Below are 20,240 nucleotides of genomic sequence, written 5' to 3' on the forward strand. Positions count from 1 at the left end.
GGTGAGCGGCGCCGTGGTCGCGCCGGCGCCGCTCACCGGTCCCCAGAAACGACCCTGGCGGGTCCGCACGCGCGAGGCGCGTTTCGCCACGATGCTGCTCATTCCGAGCGTGGTGGTGGTTTTCGGGATCGTCCTCTATCCGATCCTGCGTACGCTCTACACCTCGTTCTTCGACGTGGAGAGCGCGCTGCCGGGCGACTTTCCGTTCGTCGGCCTGGAAAACTACGGCAAGATCATCGGCGACGGGGCGGTCTGGTCGGCGGTCGGCCGGACGGCGTACTTCACCTTCTTCTCCACCGCGCTGGAAATCGGCCTCGGCATCGGACTCGCGGTGCTGCTCAACGCGCCCTTGCGCCTGCGTTGGCTTTTCCGTGCGATCGTTGTGCTTCCATGGGCATTGCCGACGATCGTCAACGCGCAGATGTGGCGCTTCATCCTCAACTCCGAATACGGCGCGCTCAACGCGCTGCTGACGCAGCTGCACATCATCGACACCTACCAGTCGTGGCTCGGCAGCCCTTTTCTGGCGCTGAACATGGTGGCGCTGGCCGACGTGTGGAAAAACACGCCGCTGGTAGCGTTTTTCCTGCTGGCCGGTCTGCAGACAATTCCGTCCGACCTACATGAGGCGGCCGTCGTCGACGGTGCCTCGGTGTGGCAGCGGTTCTGGCGGATCACTATGCCGCTGCTCAAATCCTCGATCCTGGTGGTGCTGGTGTTGCGTACGATCGAGGCCTTCAAGGTCTTCGACATCATCTACGTGATGACCCGCGGTGGTCCGGCCAACGGCACCCAGAGCATCGCCTATTTCACTTACGTACGCGCGTTTTCCGACCAGAACTTCGGCTACGGATCGGCGCTGTCGTATCTGATCGTGATCGTCATCCTTGTCCTCGCGGTGTTCTACATCCGCGCACTTCGCAGCACTACGGCAAACGAGATATGAGTGCACTGACGCCGTCCCGGCGATACCGAGTGTTCGTCCACCTGATGGCGGTGGTCGTGAGCGTGCTGATCCTGGCGCCCTTCGGCTGGCTGGTCATCGCGAGCATCGCCAACGACAACGACCTGCTGTCCAAACCGCTGCACTGGATCCCGCAGCATCCGACCTTCGACCGTTATCTGCAGATTTTCACCGCACAGGGCGACAACGTGTTCGCCGGTTTCCGCGCCGGTCTGCTCAACAGCGTCATCGTGGCCAGTGTGACCGTGCTGGTGTCCACTGTGGTGGGTGTGTTCGGCGCGTACGCTTTCGCGCGACTGCGGTTCCGCGGCCGCCGTGCGGTGTTGCTTTTCTTCCTGTCCACCTACATGGTGCCGCCGATCGCGCTGGTCATCCCGATGTATCTGGTGATGGTGCAACTGCACCTGCTCGACACCACGCTCGGCCTGATCGTCGTCTACAGCTCGTTCGCGACGCCGTTCGTCCTTTGGATCATGGGAAACTACTTTCAGACCATTCCGGTCGAGCTGGAGGAGGCGGCCCGCATCGACGGCTGCAGCCGGCTCGGCGCGCTTTTCCGGGTCATCCTTCCACTCGCTCGGCCGGGCCTGCTCGCGATGATGCTGTTCGCGTTTCTGATCGCCTGGGACGAGTTCCTTTACGCGCTGATCTTTACCTCCACCGCGGCGTCCAAGACGATTCCGGTCGCGATCAGCGAGTTTACCGGCCGCTACACGACAAACTTCGGGCTGCAGGCGGCCGGCGGTGTGCTCGCCGCGCTGCCGCCGGTGATCCTCGCGGCGATTTTCCAGCGACAGATCGTTGGCGGGCTGTCCGGCGGGGCGGTGAAGGGATGACCGTCAGCGTCATCGGCGCCGTGCAGCTGGACGTGATCGCCAGTCCGGTCGGTGAGCTGCCGGCGCCGGGAGCCGCACTTTTCGTCGACACGATGGCGATGCGGGTCGGTGGCGCCGGTGCCAACGCGGCGCTGGCGATGGTCGAGCTCGGCCTGCCGACCCGGCTTTTCGGCTGTGTCGGGGACGATTTCGTCGGCCGGCAGTTGCTCGCGGAGATCGGCGACCTTGCCGCGGACGTGCTCGTCGTGCCCGGCCAGCCGACCGGAGTCACGGTGGCCTGCGAGAAGCCCGGCCGCGACCGCTCGTTCGTCACCTTGCTCGGCGTCTGCGGGACGTACGACTTTTCCATGATCCCAACGGATGCACTGCGCTCGGAGAGCCTGTTGGTGTGCGATTACTTCTGCGCGCCGGCGCTGCGTGGCGAGCCGACGCGCAAGCTGTTGGAAGGCGCGCGTGCGCAAGGAGCGCGGACTTTCTTCGACACGGCTTGGGATCCGGACGGCTTCGGGGCGCAGGCGCGCGCGGAGGTGCACGACCTGCTGCCGCTGGTCGATGTCTTCCTGCCCAACGAAGACGAAGCGTGCGCGTTGTCCGGCGGTTCGGATCCGCACCGCGCGGCGCACCTGCTTCAGGAGGTTTCCCACGGCTGGGTGGTGGTGAAGCTCGGTGCCGCCGGTTGTTACGCGGTCGGTCCCGGCGGTGTCACTTTCACCGAGCCGGCACCAAAAGTCGAGGTCGCCGACACCACCGGTGCCGGCGACACGTTCAACGCCGGACTGGTGGCTGGCCTGCGTGACGGCCAGGCACTGGCGCAGGCGTTGCCTGCCGCTCTCCGTTCCGCGATCCGGTTCGCCTCGGCCGTGGTGTCCCGGCCGTCCAGCGAGCGTTACGCATCCCGTACGCGATCATCTGAGCCTTCGTAGGAGGGGCTGAATGTCAGCACGCAAACCCAGAAGAGGGGCCGTACTGGCAAGCGTCTTGTTGGCCGTGGGGCTGTTACCCGCGGCCGCGTGGGGGACGAACACCAGTGGTGCCGACACGGTCCTCGGCAGCGCCACTGGCACGACCGAGCTGACCAAGGGCTGGACCGTACAGTCGTCCGCGGTGGCCAAGGAAACCGGCGACCAGGTCTCGCTGCCGGGCTATTCCACGGCCGGTTGGCTGAAGCTCTCCAAACCGGAGACACTGATGGCGGCACTGCTGGAAAACGGTCGCTATCCAGACATCTTCTATTCCAACAACCTCACCTCGGTGCCGACCGCGCAGTTCGACGTGAACTGGTGGTATCGCAACCAGCTCACCGTGCATCCGCGGCCGGGACAGCACACCTACCTGATCATGAACGGCATCTCCGGCCGCGCCAATCTCTGGGTCAACGGCAAGAAGGTCGCCGACCAGGCGCAACTGCAGGGCTCGTACTCGCAGCTGGAATACGACATCACCTCACTGGTGACCAACGGATCCAACGCGATCGCGCTGGACGTCTACAAAAACGACGACTCGAAATACCTGACCAGTGGCACGATCGACTGGAACCCTAAGGCGCCGGACCGCAACACCGGCCTGGTATTCGCGCCACAGCTGGCACAGGACGGTGCCATCTCGGTACGCGACACGCATGTGTTGCAGGACAACGCGAAGGATCTGAGCACCTCCGACCTCACCGTCAAGACCAACCTGCGCAACAACGCCGACACGGCACAGACGGCCACCTTCGCCGGCACGATTTCGCGGCCAGGGACACGGATCCCGTTCGCGAAGAAGGTCACCGTGCCGGCCGGCAAGACGGTGACGGTGACGGTGACCAAGGCGGACGCGCCAGGTCTGCACATCGTACGTCCGGCGGTCTGGTGGCCATACCAGATGGGTGACCAGCCGCTTTATCACTTGGACAGCAACGCTTTCGCCAATGGCGAGCGTGCCGACGGCTATTCCACCGACTTCGGCATCCGTACGGTCACGTCGTATCTGACCAAGGTCGTCCCCGGAAAGACGCACGGTCCGTACGGCTATCGGCAGTTCGTCATCAACGGTGTGCCGTTCGTGATCCGCGGTGGCGGCTGGTCGCCGGACATGTTCCTGCGCTATTCCGCGCAGAACATCGCCGACCAGATCAGCTACATCAAGAACCTCGGCCTGAACACGTTGCGGTTCGAGGGAAACTTCACGCCGGACGACATGCTGCGGCAGATGGACCGTGCCGGCCTGCTGGCGATGGAAGGCTGGCAGTGCTGCGACCGCTGGGAGGACCCGTCCAAGACGTGGCCGGCCGAGCTGAAGGCAAACGCGGCCAACCAGGCCTTCCACGTGGCCCAGATGCTCCGCGACCACCCGAGCGTTTTCACCTTCTACCACGGAAGTGACAACGAGCCGGACGCCGACAAGGAAGCCATCTACCTGACCGCGTTCACCGCCGCCGACTGGCAGACGCCACAGATCGCCAGCGCCGAATACAAGTCATCGGCCAAACTCGGGCCGTCCGGTTCGAAGGAAGGTCCGTACAACTACGTGCCGCCAAACTACTGGTGGGCCAACGGTACGCAGACCAAGCCGACCGACGACGACACCTTCACCAACGCCGGCAGTGCCTACGGTCTGGACACGGAGTCCAGCGCTGGCAACACGATCCCGACGACCAACTCGTTGAACCGGTTTCTGAGCAGCGCCGACCAGGACAAGATCTGGGACCTCAGCTCCACCAACGGCGGTGGCTCCGGGCCGGATATTTTCCACGTGTACAAATACAACAACTACACCAAGACCGGTCGGCTGGGTCAGTACAACACCCCGCTGTGGAACCGCTATGGCAAGTGGTCGGACCTCGCGTCGTACCAGCGGATCGCGCAGGTCGGCGAGTACGAGATCGCCCGCGCCCAGTTCGAGGCATATCTGGGAAACTCCAAGGACGAGGCCAACCCGAGCACCGGCCTGATCTACTGGATGATGAACAAGGCTTGGCCGTCGCTGCAGTGGAACATCTATGGCTATGACTTCGACCAGTCCGGTGTGTATTTCGGCACCAAGAAAGCCGGTGAGCCGGTGCATGTGATGTACGGCTACGACGACGGCTCGATCCGGGTGGCCAACCTGACCAACGACCGGCAGTCCGGCCTGACGGCCACCGCGAAGTTCATCGACATCAACGGAAAGGTGCAGGGCACCAGCCAGGCGGCCGTGCCGGCGCTGTTCAGCCAGGACGTACGCACGGTGCTGATGCCCAAGGTGCCGGCGGGCATTTCCAAGACCTACTTCCTTGAGCTGACGCTGACTCGCGGCCACGCGGTGGTCAGCCGCAATGTCTACTGGCTGTCCACCAAGAAGGACGACATCGACTGGAAGAAGACGCTCGGCGAAGGTTTCGGTGTCACCTATGGCAGCGGCGGTTATGCCGACCTGACCGGGTTGCAAAACCTGGGAAAGGCGACGGTCAAGGCGGCCGCGCACACCAGGATCGAGGGCCGTGACGCGGTGACAACGGTGACGATCCGCAACGTCAGCGGCGACCGTACGCCGGCGTTCTTCACCCGTGCGGATGTGTTGCGTGCGAACGTTTCCGGTGACAACCAGGTGTTGCCGATCCAGTGGAGCGACAACGAGGTCACGCTGTGGCCCGGTCAGCGCCAGACGATCACCGCGCGCTATCGGTTGTCGGAGCTGAAAGGTGCGAGCCCGCTGGTCAGCCTTTCCGGCTGGAACATCGGGAACCAGACAGTGCGAGCTCGATAGATCTGTGACGCAGCTCACAATCTGATCGATGGCGGTCGCGCCGTGGGACCTCCGTTTTCACTGGTGGTGTCCCGAAAACGGCGCGGCCGCCAGCTCGCTGTCGGCAAGTCCGTGATCTGCGAACGCGCCAGGCCGCCACTAACGTGGCTGATCTGCAGGATTTGTTGGACAGCGAGGAACGGAAGAGGTACGCATGCTTGTTCTCACGCCAACGGCCGCGCAGCTTGTGCACAACATCACCTCCGCACAGGGCGCACCGGACGGCGCCGGCCTGCGGATAGCACCAGCTGGTGACGCCCCACAGGACAACGCGATGGAGCTCCGGATCGCCACGGTGCCGGCCGAGAACGACCAGGTCATCGCCTCGGAGGATGCCAAGATCTTCCTTGCGCCGGAAGCATCGTCCTATCTGGACGACAAGATCCTGGACGCCGGCCTGGACGACAAGGGCAACCCGGCCTTCGTGCTGGCCGAGCAGAAAGCGCAGCAGTAACAACTAGACTCTGGCGAACTGGCTCGGCTGCCGAGCCGGTTCGCTATCTCCCGGCCAGATACGCGGCCAAGCCGTCAAGGTGTTGCCGCAGGCCAAACTCGAAAAGTGCGTCGATGTCGCTGGCCTCCTCGTCGGTGACCTGGAGCGTTGCGACCAACGGGAAACGGCCACCCGCGAAGATCTCGTCGACCAGCGGCTGCAGCCGGCCCCACTTCTGTTCGGTGCTGACACCGGAGTTCAGCTGGTTTTCCAGCTCGATGCCGCGGCTGAGCGCCAGGCCGCCCACGTAGACGTGCACGCTGGTGATCGCTCGCAGTTTCTCCAGGTCTGACAGCGCCAGGCCGGCCATCCCGTGGAGTTCCCATTCCACCTGGGAAATGCCGCTCGGCAGCAGCGGTGGCCGGCTGATCGAGCCGAGGATCACCGAGGCGGCCCAGGGGTGGCGGCGATACGTCCGCCAATGCAGACGCGCGACGGCGTCGAGGTGCGCCCGCCAGCCGGCCGGCCGGGGATCTGGCAGCGGCTCGGCGCCGAGCACGGTGTTGGCCATCCGCCGCTCGAGTTCTTCTTTGCTTGGCACGTAATGGTAGAGCGACATCGTGCCGACACCGAGGTCGGCGGCGATCCGGCGCATGGAAAGCGCTGACAGGCCTTCCGCGTCGGCCAGTGCGATGCCGGCGCGTACGACCGCGTCCACCGTCAAGGTGGGTGATGCCAAGGATTTCGCCAGCGGCGGCGGCGTACGCACCGCCGTCCCGGCTCCGGGCCGGGTCTCGACGAGTTCTTGCTGCCGCAGCCAGCTGAGCACCTTCGTCGCCGTCGCCATCGCGACACCCCAGTCCGCGGCGATCCGCCGCGTCGACGGCACCCGGTCTCCGGGTCGCAGCTCACCGCTCTCGATCTGCCGGCGGATTTCCTTGCCGATGACCACATACGGTGGATCGTCCGTCGCCATCGTCGTCTCCTCGCGTACTAGTGCGCTTTGCGTCTGACCATATCAGCGTACTAGTGCGCACTGCTACCTGAGGCGTAGTTTCTGCTTGCTGTCGCGGCAAAAGGCGATCGCGTTGGTACGGTGTACGAACAATCGGCCGGACCAGAGGATCGGGACGTATGACGACCACAGTTCAGGGAAAGTCCATCGCGGCGGGACCCCGGCGGTCCTGGTGGCGCCGGCCGTGGATCGTGCCGTTGGCCTTGCTGGCGTTGCTGTTCCTCGCCTTCTCGTTGCCGCCGTACGCGACGCTCAATCCGGCGCTTTCGCGCGTCCCATCCTCGTTTCCGTTGCACTATCCGCTGTTGGTCGCGCACGTCGGCTTTGCCACGGTCGCGATGGTGACCTGTTGTTTCCAGGTGTGGCCGTGGTTTCGGCAGCACTATCCGGTGGCGCACCGCTGGCTCGGCCGGACGTACGTCTTCGCCGGTGTGTTGCCGGCTGGACTATGCGGCCTGATCATCGGCGCGGGCACGCCATTTGGCCTCGTCGCCGCCGGAAGTGACATCTCGCTCGCGTTGTTGTGGCTGTTCTGCACGATGGCCGGCTATCGCATGGCGCGGCGGCGCCGCTTCGCCGATCACCGGCGCTGGATGATCCGCAGCTTCGCGCTCACGTTTTCCATCATCACCAACAGGATCTGGGGGATCATCCTGTTCATTGTGTTCCTGCCGCAGGCGACCGGACCGGAGGCGGCACAGCAGATCGGTCCGCTCGGCGCTTGGCTGGGCTGGACGACCGTGTTGCTGTTCACCGAATGGTGGCTGGTCGAACGCCGGAAAGCCTAGTGTCCCGAGTCTGACTCGGGACACTAGATCACTAGACTCGGTGCGTCTCCAGGGATTCCGGTGCGAACAGCTCGGCCGGCGTCAGCAGCCGCTCGGCCAGGCCCTGCTCGTACGAATAACGCAGGAAGGTGCTCAGCGTCTTTTCGTTGGCGCGCAGGCCATACGGCCAGAAGTCGGCGCCCATCACGCGGCGCGTGTGCTCGACCGCGTCGTAGAGCCACGGCAGCATGTAGCGCGTCGCGGCCGTTTCCGCCAGCTGCGCCTGGACCTCGTGTTTTGCCGCCGTGAACGCCTGAAAGAGTGACCGTGCCAGCCAGCGGTGCTGGTCGTAGATCTCGCGCCGCAGCACGATCACATGCATGATCGGGAAAATCCCGGTCTCGGCGAAGTAGGCCTCCTCCGCCAGCCGCGGTGCCGCCAACAGCCGGCGCAACGACCTGTCACCGTCCAACATGGACGGTGGCGTACGCGGACTGTAGAGCGCGTCGATCTCGCCGGCCAACAGCATCTCGGTCAGCGTACGGTCAGCCGGAATCGGCTCCACCTCGACACCACCTGGCAGCCGCAACTCGATTTTCTCCACGCGTCCCGGCTGGTGCAGGCCACCGGTCCGATAGCGAACGGATTCCACCGGCACATCGTGAAACTCGGCCAGGATGCCGCGCTGCCAGACGGCCGCGGTGACCTGGTATTCCGGCACGCCGACGACTTTTCCGCGCAGCTGCGCCAACTCGTGCATCGCATTGTCTGCACGTACGTAAATGCCGTTGTGCCGGAACGCGCGCGACGGAAACACTGGGATGGCGACGAACGGCGCGGCACCAAAAAGAGACAGGACGTACGACGAGAGCGACATCTCCGCGGCGTCGAACTCCTGATAGCGCGCCATCCGGAAGAAGGTCTCCTCGACCGGCAGCCGCAGATAGGTCAGATCGACCCCCTCGGGCCGGATCCGGCCGTCCGCGAGCGCCTGCGTGCGGTCGTAATCCCAGCATGCCAACGTGATCGGCACTCGTACGCTCACCGCGCCTCCAGGTAGGTCGCCGGGTATATGCCTATGCGTCGTAGTATTACCGGAACCAACTGAGCGTCCGGCCGGAACAGGAGGAGCGGACGGTGTCGCTGCGCCACGCGTTGCTCGCTTTGCTGGAGGCCGAGCCGATGAGCGGTTACAGCCTGGCCAGGTTTTTCGAGCAGTCGGTGGCCTACGTCTGGCACGCACCGCATTCGCAGATTTATCCGGAGCTGCGGCGGATGCACGAGGCGGGGCTGATTTCCGGCCGGTCGGAAGCGCGCGGCACCCACGCGACCAAGACGATTTACACGCTCACCAAAGAAGGACGCGCGGAGTTGGCGCGCTGGGTCGAGGAGGTCACGCCGTCGCAGCGCGAACGGGACGCCGGCTATCTCAAGGCGAGCTATCTGGAATACGCCAGCTTTGCCAGTGCGCGCAAGCAGTTTGAGGCACACCGCGCGCATCACGAGGAACAGCGGCGGCGCTGGGAGGCGCACGTACGCAACCTGGAAAACCGCGACACCGACCTGCTGCGCATCCGGCTCGCGCAAAACGCTGAGCTGGCCGACGCGGTGGTCGCGTACAAGGTGCACGTCTATCACGGCCTCATCGACCGTGCGAAACACGAAGTCCGCTGGGCCACCGCCGGCCTGAAGCTGGTCGACGAGCTGGAAGCCGGATTTCGCGCCGGAAAGAAGGCGGCGCCGCGCAAACGCAGGACCGGATAGCCGGCGCGCCCTGGCGTCTGGTTTCGCGCATCCAAGTGCCTCCCGACCCGCCGACGACTCAAGATATACGTATCGAGTGACCTAAACAACGCGGTGCGTAGTCTTTGCGGTGATTTCACGCGCTATGTCCGCGGAGACTGTTGTTTATGTCTCGCCATACCTATATCTTGGAATACGCGCCGGACCGGGCCCCCGACCGGCCCGGCGCACTCGACCGATGGTGCTGCCTGGTCGTCGGGCACGACTTCCATGGCGGATCGGTCATCGTTGTTTTTCCTGGGGTCGGAGCCCCCGGACCCCCGTCCGTGTGGTCGGGTCGCGTCGGGTGCCTGCGAGTTGGCGGCAGGCCTTTCCCCGCGTCGGATCGGATGGTCCGGTTCCGTTGGAAGTGGTGCGGCGATCGTCGATGGCGGCGCGGGCGTGTGATGTGGTCGCGGCGCGGGGCTCCTTGACACTGCGGAAACGGCTGTGGTTGCGTACGAGGGTTCGTCGACGGCAGTGGAGGAAGCCGGTGTGAATCCGGCGCGGTCCCGCCACTGTTAGCCAGGCCACCCAGCCCGGCAGCCAGGAACTCCGGCCGTCGATCCTTCGTCCCGAGGCGTGGACACCTCGAGGAAGGCGTGTCGATGCTGCGTGGCGTGCCGCTCGCACTGCTCGCGGGTACGTTGCTCGACGGCGTTCTCGGCGACCCGCGGCGCGGCCACCCGGTCGCGGTTTTCGGCCGCGTCGCGGCATCCCTGGAAAACCGGATGTGGGCCGACAGCCGACCACGCGGCGCGGCGTACGCCGCAACCCTCGTCGGCGGCGCGGCCCTGGTCGGCGTCGCCGGACAGCGGTCGTGGACGATCACCGCGGCGGCGACCTGGACCGTTCTTGGCGGCACCTCGCTCGTACGCGAAGGCCGGCACATGCGGACTTTGCTGGCCGGCGGCGATCTCCCGGCGGCACGGCAGCGGCTGAGCCACCTGTGCGGCCGCGACGCCACCGAGCTGGACGCGTCCGAGCTCAGCCGGGCGACCGTCGAATCGATTGCCGAAAACACCTCCGACGCGGTCGTCGCGCCGCTGTTCTGGGGTGCCGTGGCTGGACTGCCGGGCCTGCTGGCATACCGAGCGGTCAACACCTTGGACGCGATGGTCGGTCATCACAACCCGCGCTACGCGCGTTTTGGCTGGGCTGCGGCCAGACTCGACGACCTGGCCAACTGGCTGCCGGCGAGGATGACCGGCTTTCTCGCCGCGGCACTGGCCCCGACGGTCGGCGGCAATCCCGTCCACACCTTGCGAACGATGTTTCGGGACGGCGGCGACCATCCGAGCCCGAATGCCGGCCGGTGCGAGGCCGCGTTCGCCGGCGCGCTCGGCGTACGGCTCGGCGGCGCCAACCGCTACGGCGATCGCGTGGAGATACGCGGAAATCTCGGATCCGGCAGGGCACCGACGGCCGACGACATCGCGCGTGCTGCTCTGCTTTCCCGCCTGGTCGGCGCTGCGGCGGCGGTTTTGTTCGCGTTTACGCGAAAGGTGCTGTCATGAGCGGCGCGTTGTTGGTCGCCGGCACCACATCGGACGCCGGCAAGAGCATGGTGACCGCTGGCCTGTGCCGCTGGCTTGCTCGCCAGGGGGTCAAGGTCGCGCCGTTCAAGGCGCAGAACATGTCGCTCAACTCCGCGGTTACCCGCGATGGCGCGGAAATCGGCCGCGCGCAGGCCGCGCAGGCGGCCGCCGCCGGGATCGAGCCGGAGGCCGCGATGAACCCGGTACTGCTCAAACCCGGCAGCGACCGGCACAGCCAGGTCGTGTTGCTCGGCCGGCCGATCGCCGAAGTCAGCGCACTTTCCTACCATGAGGTGAAAGCGCGGCTCCGCGACGCCGTACTCGACTCGCTCGCGGACCTGCGCTCACGCTATGACGCGGTGATCTGCGAAGGCGCCGGCAGCCCGACCGAGATCAACCTGCGCGCCACCGACATCGCCAATCTCGGCCTGGCCCGCGCCGCTGGCCTGCCGACGCTGGTGGTGGGTGACATCGACCGTGGCGGTGTTTTCGCAGCCATGTTTGGCACATTGGCGCTCCTCGAACCCGCCGACCAGGCGCTGATCTGTGGTTTCGTCGTCAACAAGTTCCGCGGCGATCCAGGCCTGCTCGGTCCGGGTCTGGCCGGCCTGCGGCAGTTGACCGACCGCCCGGTGGCAGGCGTGTTGCCGTGGGTACGTGGACTTTGGCTGGACCTCGAGGATTCACTGGCGCTCGCCGCGGACCTGCCGGCCGTAGGACCGCCGGTCGGTGCGGACATGTTGCGCGTCGCGGTCGTACGTTTTCCGCGGATTTCGAATTTCACCGATGTCGATCCATTGGTCGCCGAGCCAGGCGTCGCCGTACGTTTCGTTACACGCCCGGAAGAACTGTCCGACGCCGACCTCGTCGTGTTGCCTGGCACACGCGCCACAGTCTCGGATCTGTCCTGGATGCGCGACAACGGCATCGCCGACGCGATTTCGCGACGTGCGGCGGCGAGGCAACCGGTGCTTGGCATCTGCGGTGGTTACCAGATGCTCGCCGGTGTCATCCACGACGATGTGGAGAGCAGACAGGGGAAAGTCACCGGGCTTGGCGTCCTTCCCACGGCTGTCCACTTTGCAGCCGAAAAGGTGCTCGGGCGGCCGACCGGACGCGCGTACGACCAGGATGTCGATGGCTACGAGATCCACCACGGCCGCGTTTCGGTCTCCTCCGGTGATTCTTTTCTGGACGGCTGCCGGTCCGACAGCGTCTGGGGGACCAGCTGGCACGGAATCCTCGAAAACGACGGGTTTCGGCGATGCTTTCTCGCCGAGGTCGCGGCGGTCGCCAACCGCCGCTTCGTCCCGGCCGAGGTGAGCTTTTCCGCCGTACGACAAAGATCGCTGGACATCGCCGGGGATCTGGTGGCCGACAACCTGGACACCGGTTATGTGCTGCGACTGCTGGAAGCCGGTCCGCCGGCCGGACTGCCGTTCGTGCCGCCAGGTGCGCCGGACCTTGAGGGGGAAAGCCCGTGACTGCGCCGATCTTTCCGCTCAGCGCGGTCGTCGGGATGGACGACCTGCGCCTCGCGCTGGTGCTGAACGCGGTTTCTCCGGCGATCGGCGGTGTGCTCGTACGCGGTGAGAAAGGCACGGCGAAGTCCACCGCTGTGCGCGCGTTGGCAGCGGTCCTGCCGGCGGTGGCCGTCGTCGGCGGCTGCCGTTTCAGCTGCGATCCGGCCGATGCCGACCCGTCATGTCCGGACGGGCCGCACTGCTCGACGGATCCGGCCGAGAACCGTCCGGCGCGGCTGGTCGAGCTGCCGGTCGGCGCGAGCGAGGACCGGTTGGTCGGCGCGCTGGACATCGAGCGTGCGCTGGCCGAAGGTGTCAAGGCGTACGAGCCGGGCCTGCTCGCGGCGGCACATCGCGGGATTCTCTACGTCGACGAGGTCAACCTGCTCGGCGACCATCTGGTCGACCTGCTGCTCGACGCGGCCGCACTCGGCACGTCCTATGTGGAGCGAGAAGGGGTGTCGGTGCGGCACCGCTCGCGTTTTCTGTTGGTCGGCACGATGAATCCGGAGGAAGGCGAGCTGCGGCCGCAGCTGCTCGACCGATTTGGCCTGACCGTCGAGGTGGCCGCGCCACGGAAGGTCGACGACCGTGCCGAGGTGGTCCGCCGGCGGCTCGGATTCGACGCGGATCCGGCCGCCTTCACCGCTCGTTTCGCTGAACAGGAACGAAAGTTGTCGGAGCGGATCGTACGCGCGCAGGCGTCGCTGTCCGATGTGGACCTGCCCGATGCCGCGCTGCGACAGATCGCGTCGGTGTGTGCCTCCTTCGAGGTGGACGGCCTGCGCGCCGACATTGTCATTGCTCGCACGGCAATCGCGCACGCGGCCTGGCAGGAGCGGCAGACCGTCGACGCCGAGGACGTCCGTGTCGCGGCTCGGCTCGCGTTGCCGCACCGGCGTCGCCGGAATCCGTTCGACGCACCGGGACTGGACGAGGAGCAGCTCGACAATGCCTTGTCTGAAGCCGATCCGCCGCCGGGGCCTGCTGGGCCGGACGACGACGGACCTGGCTCCGGCGCCGCCGCCAGCGGAGAAAATGCGATGGGGCCGTCCAAAGAGTCGGTCGCAGCGCCGACCGAGACCTTCCGTACGCGCCGGCTGGAAGTGCCAGGTGTCGGCAGCGGCGTCGCCGGCCGCCGGTCGCGCGCGAAGACCGACTCCGGTCGGGTGACCGGATCTCGTCCGTCCACCGGAAAATCCGGTCGTCCGCATCTGGTTGCGACGATGGCCGCCGCGGCACCGCAGCAGAAGGCTCGGGGACGCAGCGGCACTGGACTGGTCGTCCGGCGGGAGGACGTGCGGCTCGCGCGTCGCGAAGGACGCGAGTCGAACCTGGTGCTTTTCGCCGTGGACGCCAGCGGATCGATGGCGGCGCGAGCCCGGATGAGTGCGGTCAAAGGCGCTGTCCTGTCGCTGCTTCTCGACGCCTACCAGCGGCGCGACAAGGTCGGCCTGGTGACTTTTCGTGGTGACAGCGCGGAAGTGGTGCTGCCACCGACCTCATCGGTGGATGCCGCGGCGGCTCGGTTGACCGCATTGCCGACCGGCGGACGTACGCCCCTGGCGGAGGGTTTGTTGCGAGCACGCGAAGTCCTGCGGGTCGAACGCCTGCGAGACGCGCGCCGGCGGCCGCTTCTCGTCGTCGTCACCGACGGACGAGCGACGGGTCGCGCCGGCAGCCCCCTGGAGGACGCGCATCGCACGGCCGCGTTGTTGGCCTCCGAAGGCGTCGCGGCCGTTGTCGTGGATTGCGAGAACGGTCCGATCCGGTTGGGTTTGGCGGAAAAGCTGGCGACGGTGCTGGACGGTCCGGTGCTCCGGCTGGAGGAGCTGGCGGTCGAGACACTTGCTGCCTCGGTGCGTACGCTCACCGGAGCGGCCTGATGCCGCAAGGAAAACCGAGCGTGGTGCCGGACGACGGCCTGACGACGCGCCAACGGCGCAACCGTCCGCTGTTGATCGTCCACACTGGACAGATGCGCGGCAAGTCCACGGCCGCCTTTGGCATGGCGATGCGCGCCTGGAACCAGGGATGGTCGATCGGCGTCTTCCAGTTTGTCAAGAGTGCCAAGTGGAAGGTCGGCGAGGAGTCGGCTTTTCGCGCGCTCGGCGCGATGCACCGGCAGACCGGCGAAGGTGGACCGGTCGCCTGGCACAAGATGGGTGAGGGTTGGTCGTGGATCCAGCGGCCAGGCAGCGAGCAGGACCACGCTGCCAGTGCCGCCGAGGGATGGGCTCAGATCAGGCGGGATCTGGCGGCGGAGACGTACGACTTCTATGTGCTGGACGAGTTCACGTATCCACTGAAATGGGGTTGGGTCGACGTTGACGACGTGGTCGCGACGCTGCGAGACCGGCCGGGGCGCCAGCATGTCGTGATCACCGGCCGCGATGCCGCCGCGCCACTGGTCGAAGCCGCCGACATGGTGGTGGAGATGACGAAGATCAAGCATCCGATGGACAGCGGCCAGAAAGGTCAGCGAGGCATCGAATGGTGACCGTCCCCCGGCTGGTCGTCGCGGCACCGGCGTCGGGACACGGCAAGACGACGGTGGCGACCGGTCTGATGGCGGCCTTGACTGCCAGCGGACTTTCCGTGTCACCGCACAAAATCGGCCCGGACTACATCGACCCCGGCTATCACGCACTGGCCGCCGGCCGGCCGGGCCGCAACCTGGATGCCGTGTTGTGCGGCGAAGAACTCGTGGTGCCCCTGTTCCTGCACGGCGCAAGCGGTTGTGACATCGCGATTGTCGAAGGTGTCATGGGGTTGTACGACGGACGCGGCACGACCTCGTACGGATCGACGGCGCACGTGGCCAGTCTTCTGGACGCTCCGGTGCTGTTCGTGGTGGACGCCGCCGCGCAGGGTCGATCGGTGGCCGCGGCTGTCGCGGGTTTTCAGGCGTACGACCAGAGGATCCGGATTGCCGGCGTCGTCCTCAACCGCGTCGGCTCCGACCGGCACGAGGAGATCCTGCGCACCGCACTGAGCGAGCTCGGCATTGCGGTGTTGGGGGTCCTGCGGCGCGACGACGCGATTTCGGCGCCATCGCGCCATCTCGGACTGGTGCCGGCCGCCGAACGCGCCGCGACGGCGGTGTCCACTGTGGACAACCTCGGCGCCGCGATGGCGGCATCCGTCGACCTGGCCGCGGTCGTGGGCATTGCGCGCTCCGCCGGCTCGCTGGCTGGCCGGCCGTGGCAGGCACCGGTCCGTCAGGTGTCGCGACGACCGATCGTGGCGATCGCGGCCGGACCGGCATTCACCTTCTCGTACGCCGAAACCGCCGAGCTGCTGACGGCAGCCGGTGCCCAGGCGGTGCCCTTCGATCCGCTGCACGATCCGCAGCTTCCGCACGGCACCGCCGGACTGGTGATCGGTGGCGGGTTTCCGGAGATCCATGCCGAAACGTTGTCTGGCAACGAGCCGCTTCGGCGCGCGGTCGCCGCGTTCGATGGCCCGATCGCCGCCGAGTGTGCCGGTTTGCTGTATCTGTCCAGAGAACTTGACGGCCATCCGATGTGTGGCGTGCTGGATGCCAAAGCCGCGATGACGCCTCGGTTGTCGCTGGGTTATCGAGACGCGGTGTCGGCGACGGACTCCGTGCTGTTGCCGCGCGGCGTTTCGGTCACCGGGCACGAGTTTCACCGCACGGCCGTCGAACCGGCGGCAGGACCGGCGGCCTGGTCGTACGACGGACGATCCGAAGGTTTCGCGATCGGCTCCGTCCATGCCTCGTATCTGCACCTGCACTGGGCCGGCCACCCGGAGATCGCCAGCCGGTTCGTCCAGGCAGCGGCCGGATGAGCGCGCTCGTCGTCGGCGTCGGATGCCGGTCAGGCGCGACCGCGGACGACATCCTTGCGCTGCTCTCCAATACGCTCGCCGAGGCCGGGCTGTCGATCGGCGCCGTCAGCCAACTGTCCACTGTGGACGTCAAGGCGACGGAGCCGGCCGTGGTCGAAGCGGCCCGGCGTTTGGGCGTGCCTGTTGTCGCCTGTCCGGCGACGACGCTGGCCAGTATCGAGGTCTCGCAAATGAGCGACGCGGCGGCGTGTGCGGTCGGCACGGGCAGTGTCGCCGAAGCGGCTGTCCTTGCCGCCGGTGCGGAGATCGTTGTGCAGCGTGAGAAATCGGCCGTCGCGACCGTCTCGGTGGGACGGCTGACATTTGACCTGTCGCATCACGGTGACGCCGACGCGGAGCCGGGTTTGGTGGACCTCGCCGTGAACGTACGCGCCGGCGCACCGCCGGGCTGGCTGCGCGACCAGTTGACCCAGGCGCTGCGGGAAATCTCCGCGTATCCGGATGTCACGACCGCTCGCCTCGCGGTGGCGCGGCGGCATAGCCGCGACCCGGCCGAGGTGCTGCTGACCGCTGGTGCGGCGGAAGCCTTCGTATTGCTGGCAAGGACGACACGAGCACGCCGGATCGTCGTCGTGCATCCGCAGTTCACGGAGCCGGAGGCGGCGATGCGCGCTGCCGGTCACCGTGTCGAACGGGTCGTATTGCCGGCCGAGTCGGGATTTTTCCTTGATCCTGCCCTGGTTCCGACGGATGCGGATCTCGTGCTGGTGGGGAATCCGACGAACCCTACGTCGGTGCTGCATCCGGCCGCCACCCTGCGCCAGCTGGCACGTCCAGGCCGGATGCTCGTTGTCGACGAGGCGTTCGCCGACACCATCGCCGGCGAACCCGAGTCGCTGTCCGCAGATGCGGACGTGCCGGGCCTGGTGGTGTTACGCAGCCTGACAAAAACCTGGGGCCTGGCCGGCCTGCGGGTCGGTTACCTGCTTGCCGAACGTTCCGTGGTGTCCACTGTGGAGCGTGCACAGCCGCTGTGGTCTGTGTCGAGCCTGGCAGCCGTCGCCGCCGAAGCATGCTCCACACCGGTCGCGGTCGCCGAGGCCGCCGCCGCGGCTGAGGTCCTGGCACGCCACCGGGGCTATCTCGTGAGCCGTTTGCGCGCTCTGGGAATTGACTTGCCGGTGGAGCCGGCGTCGTCGTTCGTGTTGCTGCGGCTGGCCGATGGCCCCGGCGTACGCGATCGGCTTCGCAAGCGCGGTTTCGCGGTCCGGCGCGGTGACACTTTTCCCGGTCTGGGACCGGACTGGCTGCGGATCGCGGTGCGCGATCCGGCGACGACCGACGCCTTCGTCGGTGTTCTTGCGGAGGTCTTATGAGTGCCGTGCTGGAGGAGACGTTGGCCGCGATCCGGCCGGCGGACCAGGCCGCGATGCGAGCCGCGCAGGAGCGGCAGAGCCGGCTCACCAAACCGCCGGGATCGCTTGGAGCGCTGGAAACCGAGTCGATCCGGCTGGCCGGCCTGGCCGGCGAATGTCCGCCGCCACTGGCGGAACCGGCCGCGGTCGCGGTGTTCGCCGCCGACCACGGCGTCCACGCGCAGGGCGTGTCGCCGTGGCCGCAGGAGGTGACCGGCCAGATGGTGGCGAATTTCGCCGTTGGCGGCGCCGTTGTGAACGCGATTGCTCGGCAGAGCGGCGCGGAGGTCATGGTCGTGGACGTCGGTGTCGCCGCGGAGCTGCCGCCGGCAGTTGGCGTGCTGGCGCGGAAAGTGCGGCCAGGCACCGCGGACATCACTGTGGAGGCAGCGATGTCGCGGGCGGAGGCCGTACGAGCCATCGAGGTCGGCATCGAGGTGGCGCGCCTGCTTTACGACACCGGCAATCGGTGCCTTTTGACCGGTGACATGGGGATCGCCAACACGACGGCCTCCGCCGCGTTGATCGCGGCCTTCACCGGCGCTGACCCCGCGGCGGTGACCGGCCGCGGCACCGGCATCGACGATGCCATGTATGACAGGAAAATCCAGGTCGTGCAGCGCGCGCTTTCCTTGCATTCTCCCGATCCTGCCGATCCTGTCGGCGTACTAGCCGCGGTCGGTGGCCTGGAGCATGCTGCTCTGGCCGGATTCGTGCTCGGTGCGGCCGCATTGCGGGTGCCTGTCGTGCTCGACGGTGTGATTGCCTGCTCGGCAGCGCTTGCCGCACGAGCGGTTGCCGCGGACTCTGTCGCGGCGATGGTGGCCGGCCATCGCTCGGCCGAGCCAGGTGCGGCGATTGCCCTGGCCAGCCTCGGACTGCGGCCACTGGTCGACCTCGACCTGCGGCTCGGCGAAGGCTCCGGCGCGGTTTTGGCTCTGCCGTTGGTGCAAAGTGCCGTACGCGTGCTGCGTGAGGTAGCCACCTTCGACAGTGCCGGTGTCACCGACAAGAACGTGTCGCCGGCCGCGGCCGAGGGTCCGCGACCGGCAGGCCGGCGCGTGCTCGTACTCGGCGGTGCGCGGTCAGGCAAATCCGCCGAAGCGGAGGCACTTCTGTCCGATGTGGACACGGTCGATTACGTCGCGCCTGGACCGCTGCCGGCGGCGGACGATCCGGAATGGACCGCCCGAGTGGCCGCACATCGCGCCAGCCGGCCGGCTTCCTGGCGTACGCACGAGACGCGTGATCTGGTGCCGCTGTTGGCCGAGGACACCTCCGTGCCGCTGATGGTCGACTGCCTGTCGACCTGGCTCAGCGGGGTGATGGACGACTGCGGTCTGTGGGCGGAGAAACCGGACGCTGACCAGATGTTGGCCGACCGAGTGGATTCCCTGGTGTCCGCCTGGCAGACGACCGGTCGTCAGGTGGTCGCGGTCAGCAACGAGGTCGGCTCCGGCGTGGTGCCGCCGACGCCGGCCGGTCGACGTTTTCGCGACGAACTCGGACGTGTCAACGCGCGGATCGCCGCGGTCAGTGATCAAGTGGTGCACATGATCGCAGGAATACCGACCAGGCTCAAATGAGTGCCGTACGTCGCGGCGTCGTTTCGCTGTTGCTCGCGGTGACGATGTTCACCGTCACACCGGTCCCGGTGACCGCGACGGTGCGCGCCGACCGGCGTACGGCTCGGTTGGCGATCGTGTGGCTTCCGACCATCGGGATCGCATTGGGCGCGGTGGCGGCGGCGGTGCTCTACGCCGTCCATTTTCTCGCGCTCGGACCGATCGGCGACTATCTCGCCGCGACGTTGGCGATCTCGTTGCTGGCGGCCGCGACTCGATGCCTGCACCTTGACGGACTCGCCGACACCGCGGACGGCCTCGGCTCGCGAGCAGCACCGGCACGTGCGCTGGAGATCATGCGCCGGTCCGACATCGGTCCGTTTGGCGTCGTGACACTGCTTCTCTTGGTGATCGTGCAGATTTCCGCGCTGGCGCAATGCATGCACCTCGGCTGGCAGTTTGGGATGCTGGCGGTGATCGCCGCAGTCGTCGCCGGCCGGATCGCGGTCGTGGTGGCGTGTTCGCGGCACGTGCCGTCAGCGCGGCCGGACGGTTTCGGCGCATTGGTGGCCGGGAGCCTGAGCCGTCTGGTCGGCTGGTCGTGGAGTCTTGTCGTGCTCGGATTGGCCTGGACCGGTGGAAATCTCCTCGACAAGGGGATAGTGACAGTCGCCGCCGTGCTCGCTGGTTTGGTCGCGGCGGCGATCCTGCGCGGACTGGCGGTGCGTCGGTTCGGTGGCGTCACCGGCGATGTCTTCGGCGCATTGGTGGAAACCACGACGACTGTCGTCCTCGTCGTACTGGCTCTCGGCGGTTAAACGAGT

The 20,240-nt window shown here is 66.8% G+C and carries 17 protein-coding genes and 1 riboswitch; of the genes, 15 read left to right on the forward strand and 2 right to left on the reverse strand.

What is annotated here, in order from left to right:
• Nucleotide 1 precedes the first annotated feature (1 nt).
• The 5 genes from GNX95_RS21505 to GNX95_RS21525 all read left to right on the forward strand — a co-directional run bounded on the left by GNX95_RS21505 (nucleotide 2) and on the right by GNX95_RS21525 (nucleotide 6,019).
• Nucleotides 2-946 carry a carbohydrate ABC transporter permease gene (locus GNX95_RS21505; protein ID WP_222853802.1) on the forward strand — a complete coding sequence of 315 codons (945 nt, stop codon included), beginning with the start codon at nucleotides 2-4 and terminating at the stop codon, nucleotides 944-946.
• Nucleotides 943-1,800: a carbohydrate ABC transporter permease gene (locus GNX95_RS21510; protein WP_163509189.1), complete on the forward strand. Its 858-nt coding sequence runs from the start codon at nucleotides 943-945 to the stop codon at nucleotides 1,798-1,800. The genes GNX95_RS21505 and GNX95_RS21510 overlap by 4 nt, the downstream gene beginning before the upstream one ends.
• Complete coding sequence (locus GNX95_RS21515) at nucleotides 1,797-2,723, forward strand: carbohydrate kinase family protein (RefSeq protein ID WP_163509190.1); 927 nt, start codon at nucleotides 1,797-1,799, stop codon at nucleotides 2,721-2,723. The genes GNX95_RS21510 and GNX95_RS21515 overlap by 4 nt, the downstream gene beginning before the upstream one ends.
• A 64-nt stretch (nucleotides 2,724-2,787) precedes the next feature.
• Nucleotides 2,788-5,526, forward strand: a complete 2,739-nt coding sequence (locus GNX95_RS21520) for a glycosyl hydrolase 2 galactose-binding domain-containing protein (protein ID WP_163509191.1) — start codon at nucleotides 2,788-2,790, stop codon at nucleotides 5,524-5,526.
• Between the two features lie 193 nt (nucleotides 5,527-5,719).
• Nucleotides 5,720-6,019 (forward strand): hypothetical protein, encoded by a 300-nt coding sequence (locus tag GNX95_RS21525; RefSeq protein WP_163509192.1) that lies wholly within the window; start codon nucleotides 5,720-5,722, stop codon nucleotides 6,017-6,019.
• A gap of 43 nt (nucleotides 6,020-6,062) precedes the next feature.
• Here the strand turns inward: GNX95_RS21525 and GNX95_RS21530 are convergent, their stop codons facing one another.
• The gene (locus GNX95_RS21530) at nucleotides 6,063-6,974 is read right to left on the reverse strand and encodes a TetR/AcrR family transcriptional regulator C-terminal domain-containing protein (RefSeq protein ID WP_163509193.1); all 912 of its coding nucleotides are present in this window, start codon (nucleotides 6,972-6,974) and stop codon (nucleotides 6,063-6,065) included.
• A 158-nt stretch (nucleotides 6,975-7,132) separates the two neighbouring features.
• Here GNX95_RS21530 and GNX95_RS21535 point away from each other — a divergent pair, with 158 nt between their 5' ends.
• Nucleotides 7,133-7,801, forward strand: a complete 669-nt coding sequence (locus GNX95_RS21535) for a DUF2306 domain-containing protein (protein ID WP_163509194.1) — start codon at nucleotides 7,133-7,135, stop codon at nucleotides 7,799-7,801.
• A 31-nt stretch (nucleotides 7,802-7,832) separates the two neighbouring features.
• Here GNX95_RS21535 and GNX95_RS21540 read toward each other — a convergent pair whose 3' ends face one another.
• Nucleotides 7,833-8,825, reverse strand: coding sequence for a substrate-binding domain-containing protein (locus tag GNX95_RS21540; RefSeq protein WP_163509195.1), 993 nt, complete (start codon nucleotides 8,823-8,825; stop codon nucleotides 7,833-7,835).
• 92 nt (nucleotides 8,826-8,917) lie between these two features.
• Here GNX95_RS21540 and GNX95_RS21545 point away from each other — a divergent pair, with 92 nt between their 5' ends.
• The 9 genes from GNX95_RS21545 to GNX95_RS21585 all read left to right on the forward strand — a co-directional run bounded on the left by GNX95_RS21545 (nucleotide 8,918) and on the right by GNX95_RS21585 (nucleotide 20,234).
• Complete coding sequence (locus GNX95_RS21545; RefSeq protein ID WP_163509196.1) at nucleotides 8,918-9,544, forward strand: PadR family transcriptional regulator; 627 nt, start codon at nucleotides 8,918-8,920, stop codon at nucleotides 9,542-9,544.
• Nucleotides 9,545-10,009: 465 nt separating this feature from the next.
• Nucleotides 10,010-10,140, forward strand: a riboswitch (cobalamin riboswitch).
• 30 nt (nucleotides 10,141-10,170) lie between these two features.
• Nucleotides 10,171-11,079 (forward strand): cobalamin biosynthesis protein, encoded by a 909-nt coding sequence (locus GNX95_RS21550; protein ID WP_163509197.1) that lies wholly within the window; start codon nucleotides 10,171-10,173, stop codon nucleotides 11,077-11,079.
• Complete coding sequence (locus GNX95_RS21555; RefSeq protein WP_163509198.1) at nucleotides 11,076-12,584, forward strand: cobyric acid synthase; 1,509 nt, start codon at nucleotides 11,076-11,078, stop codon at nucleotides 12,582-12,584. The genes GNX95_RS21550 and GNX95_RS21555 overlap by 4 nt, the downstream gene beginning before the upstream one ends.
• A 35-nt stretch (nucleotides 12,585-12,619) precedes the next feature.
• Nucleotides 12,620-14,509, forward strand: coding sequence for a magnesium chelatase subunit D family protein (locus GNX95_RS21560; protein WP_222853923.1), 1,890 nt, complete (start codon nucleotides 12,620-12,622; stop codon nucleotides 14,507-14,509).
• Nucleotides 14,509-15,123, forward strand: coding sequence for a cob(I)yrinic acid a,c-diamide adenosyltransferase (gene cobO, locus GNX95_RS21565; RefSeq protein WP_163509200.1), 615 nt, complete (start codon nucleotides 14,509-14,511; stop codon nucleotides 15,121-15,123). Before GNX95_RS21560 ends, cobO begins: the two co-directional genes overlap by 1 nt.
• A complete protein-coding gene (locus GNX95_RS21570; protein WP_163509201.1) occupies nucleotides 15,117-16,436 on the forward strand; it encodes a cobyrinic acid a,c-diamide synthase CobB in 1,320 nt (439 codons plus the stop codon). Before cobO ends, GNX95_RS21570 begins: the two co-directional genes overlap by 7 nt.
• Complete coding sequence (gene cobC, locus GNX95_RS21575; protein WP_163509202.1) at nucleotides 16,433-17,812, forward strand: Rv2231c family histidinol phosphate aminotransferase CobC; 1,380 nt, start codon at nucleotides 16,433-16,435, stop codon at nucleotides 17,810-17,812. Before GNX95_RS21570 ends, cobC begins: the two co-directional genes overlap by 4 nt.
• A complete protein-coding gene (cobT, locus tag GNX95_RS21580; RefSeq protein ID WP_163509203.1) occupies nucleotides 17,809-19,437 on the forward strand; it encodes a nicotinate-nucleotide--dimethylbenzimidazole phosphoribosyltransferase in 1,629 nt (542 codons plus the stop codon). The genes cobC and cobT overlap by 4 nt, the downstream gene beginning before the upstream one ends.
• On the forward strand, nucleotides 19,434-20,234 hold the full coding sequence (locus GNX95_RS21585) for an adenosylcobinamide-GDP ribazoletransferase (RefSeq protein ID WP_187369671.1): 801 nt from the start codon (nucleotides 19,434-19,436) through the stop codon (nucleotides 20,232-20,234). The genes cobT and GNX95_RS21585 overlap by 4 nt, the downstream gene beginning before the upstream one ends.
• Nucleotides 20,235-20,240 lie beyond the last annotated feature (6 nt).

The sequence above is a fragment of the Fodinicola acaciae genome, assembly GCF_010993745.1.
GTDB lineage: Bacteria > Actinomycetota > Actinomycetes > Mycobacteriales > HKI-0501 > Fodinicola > Fodinicola acaciae.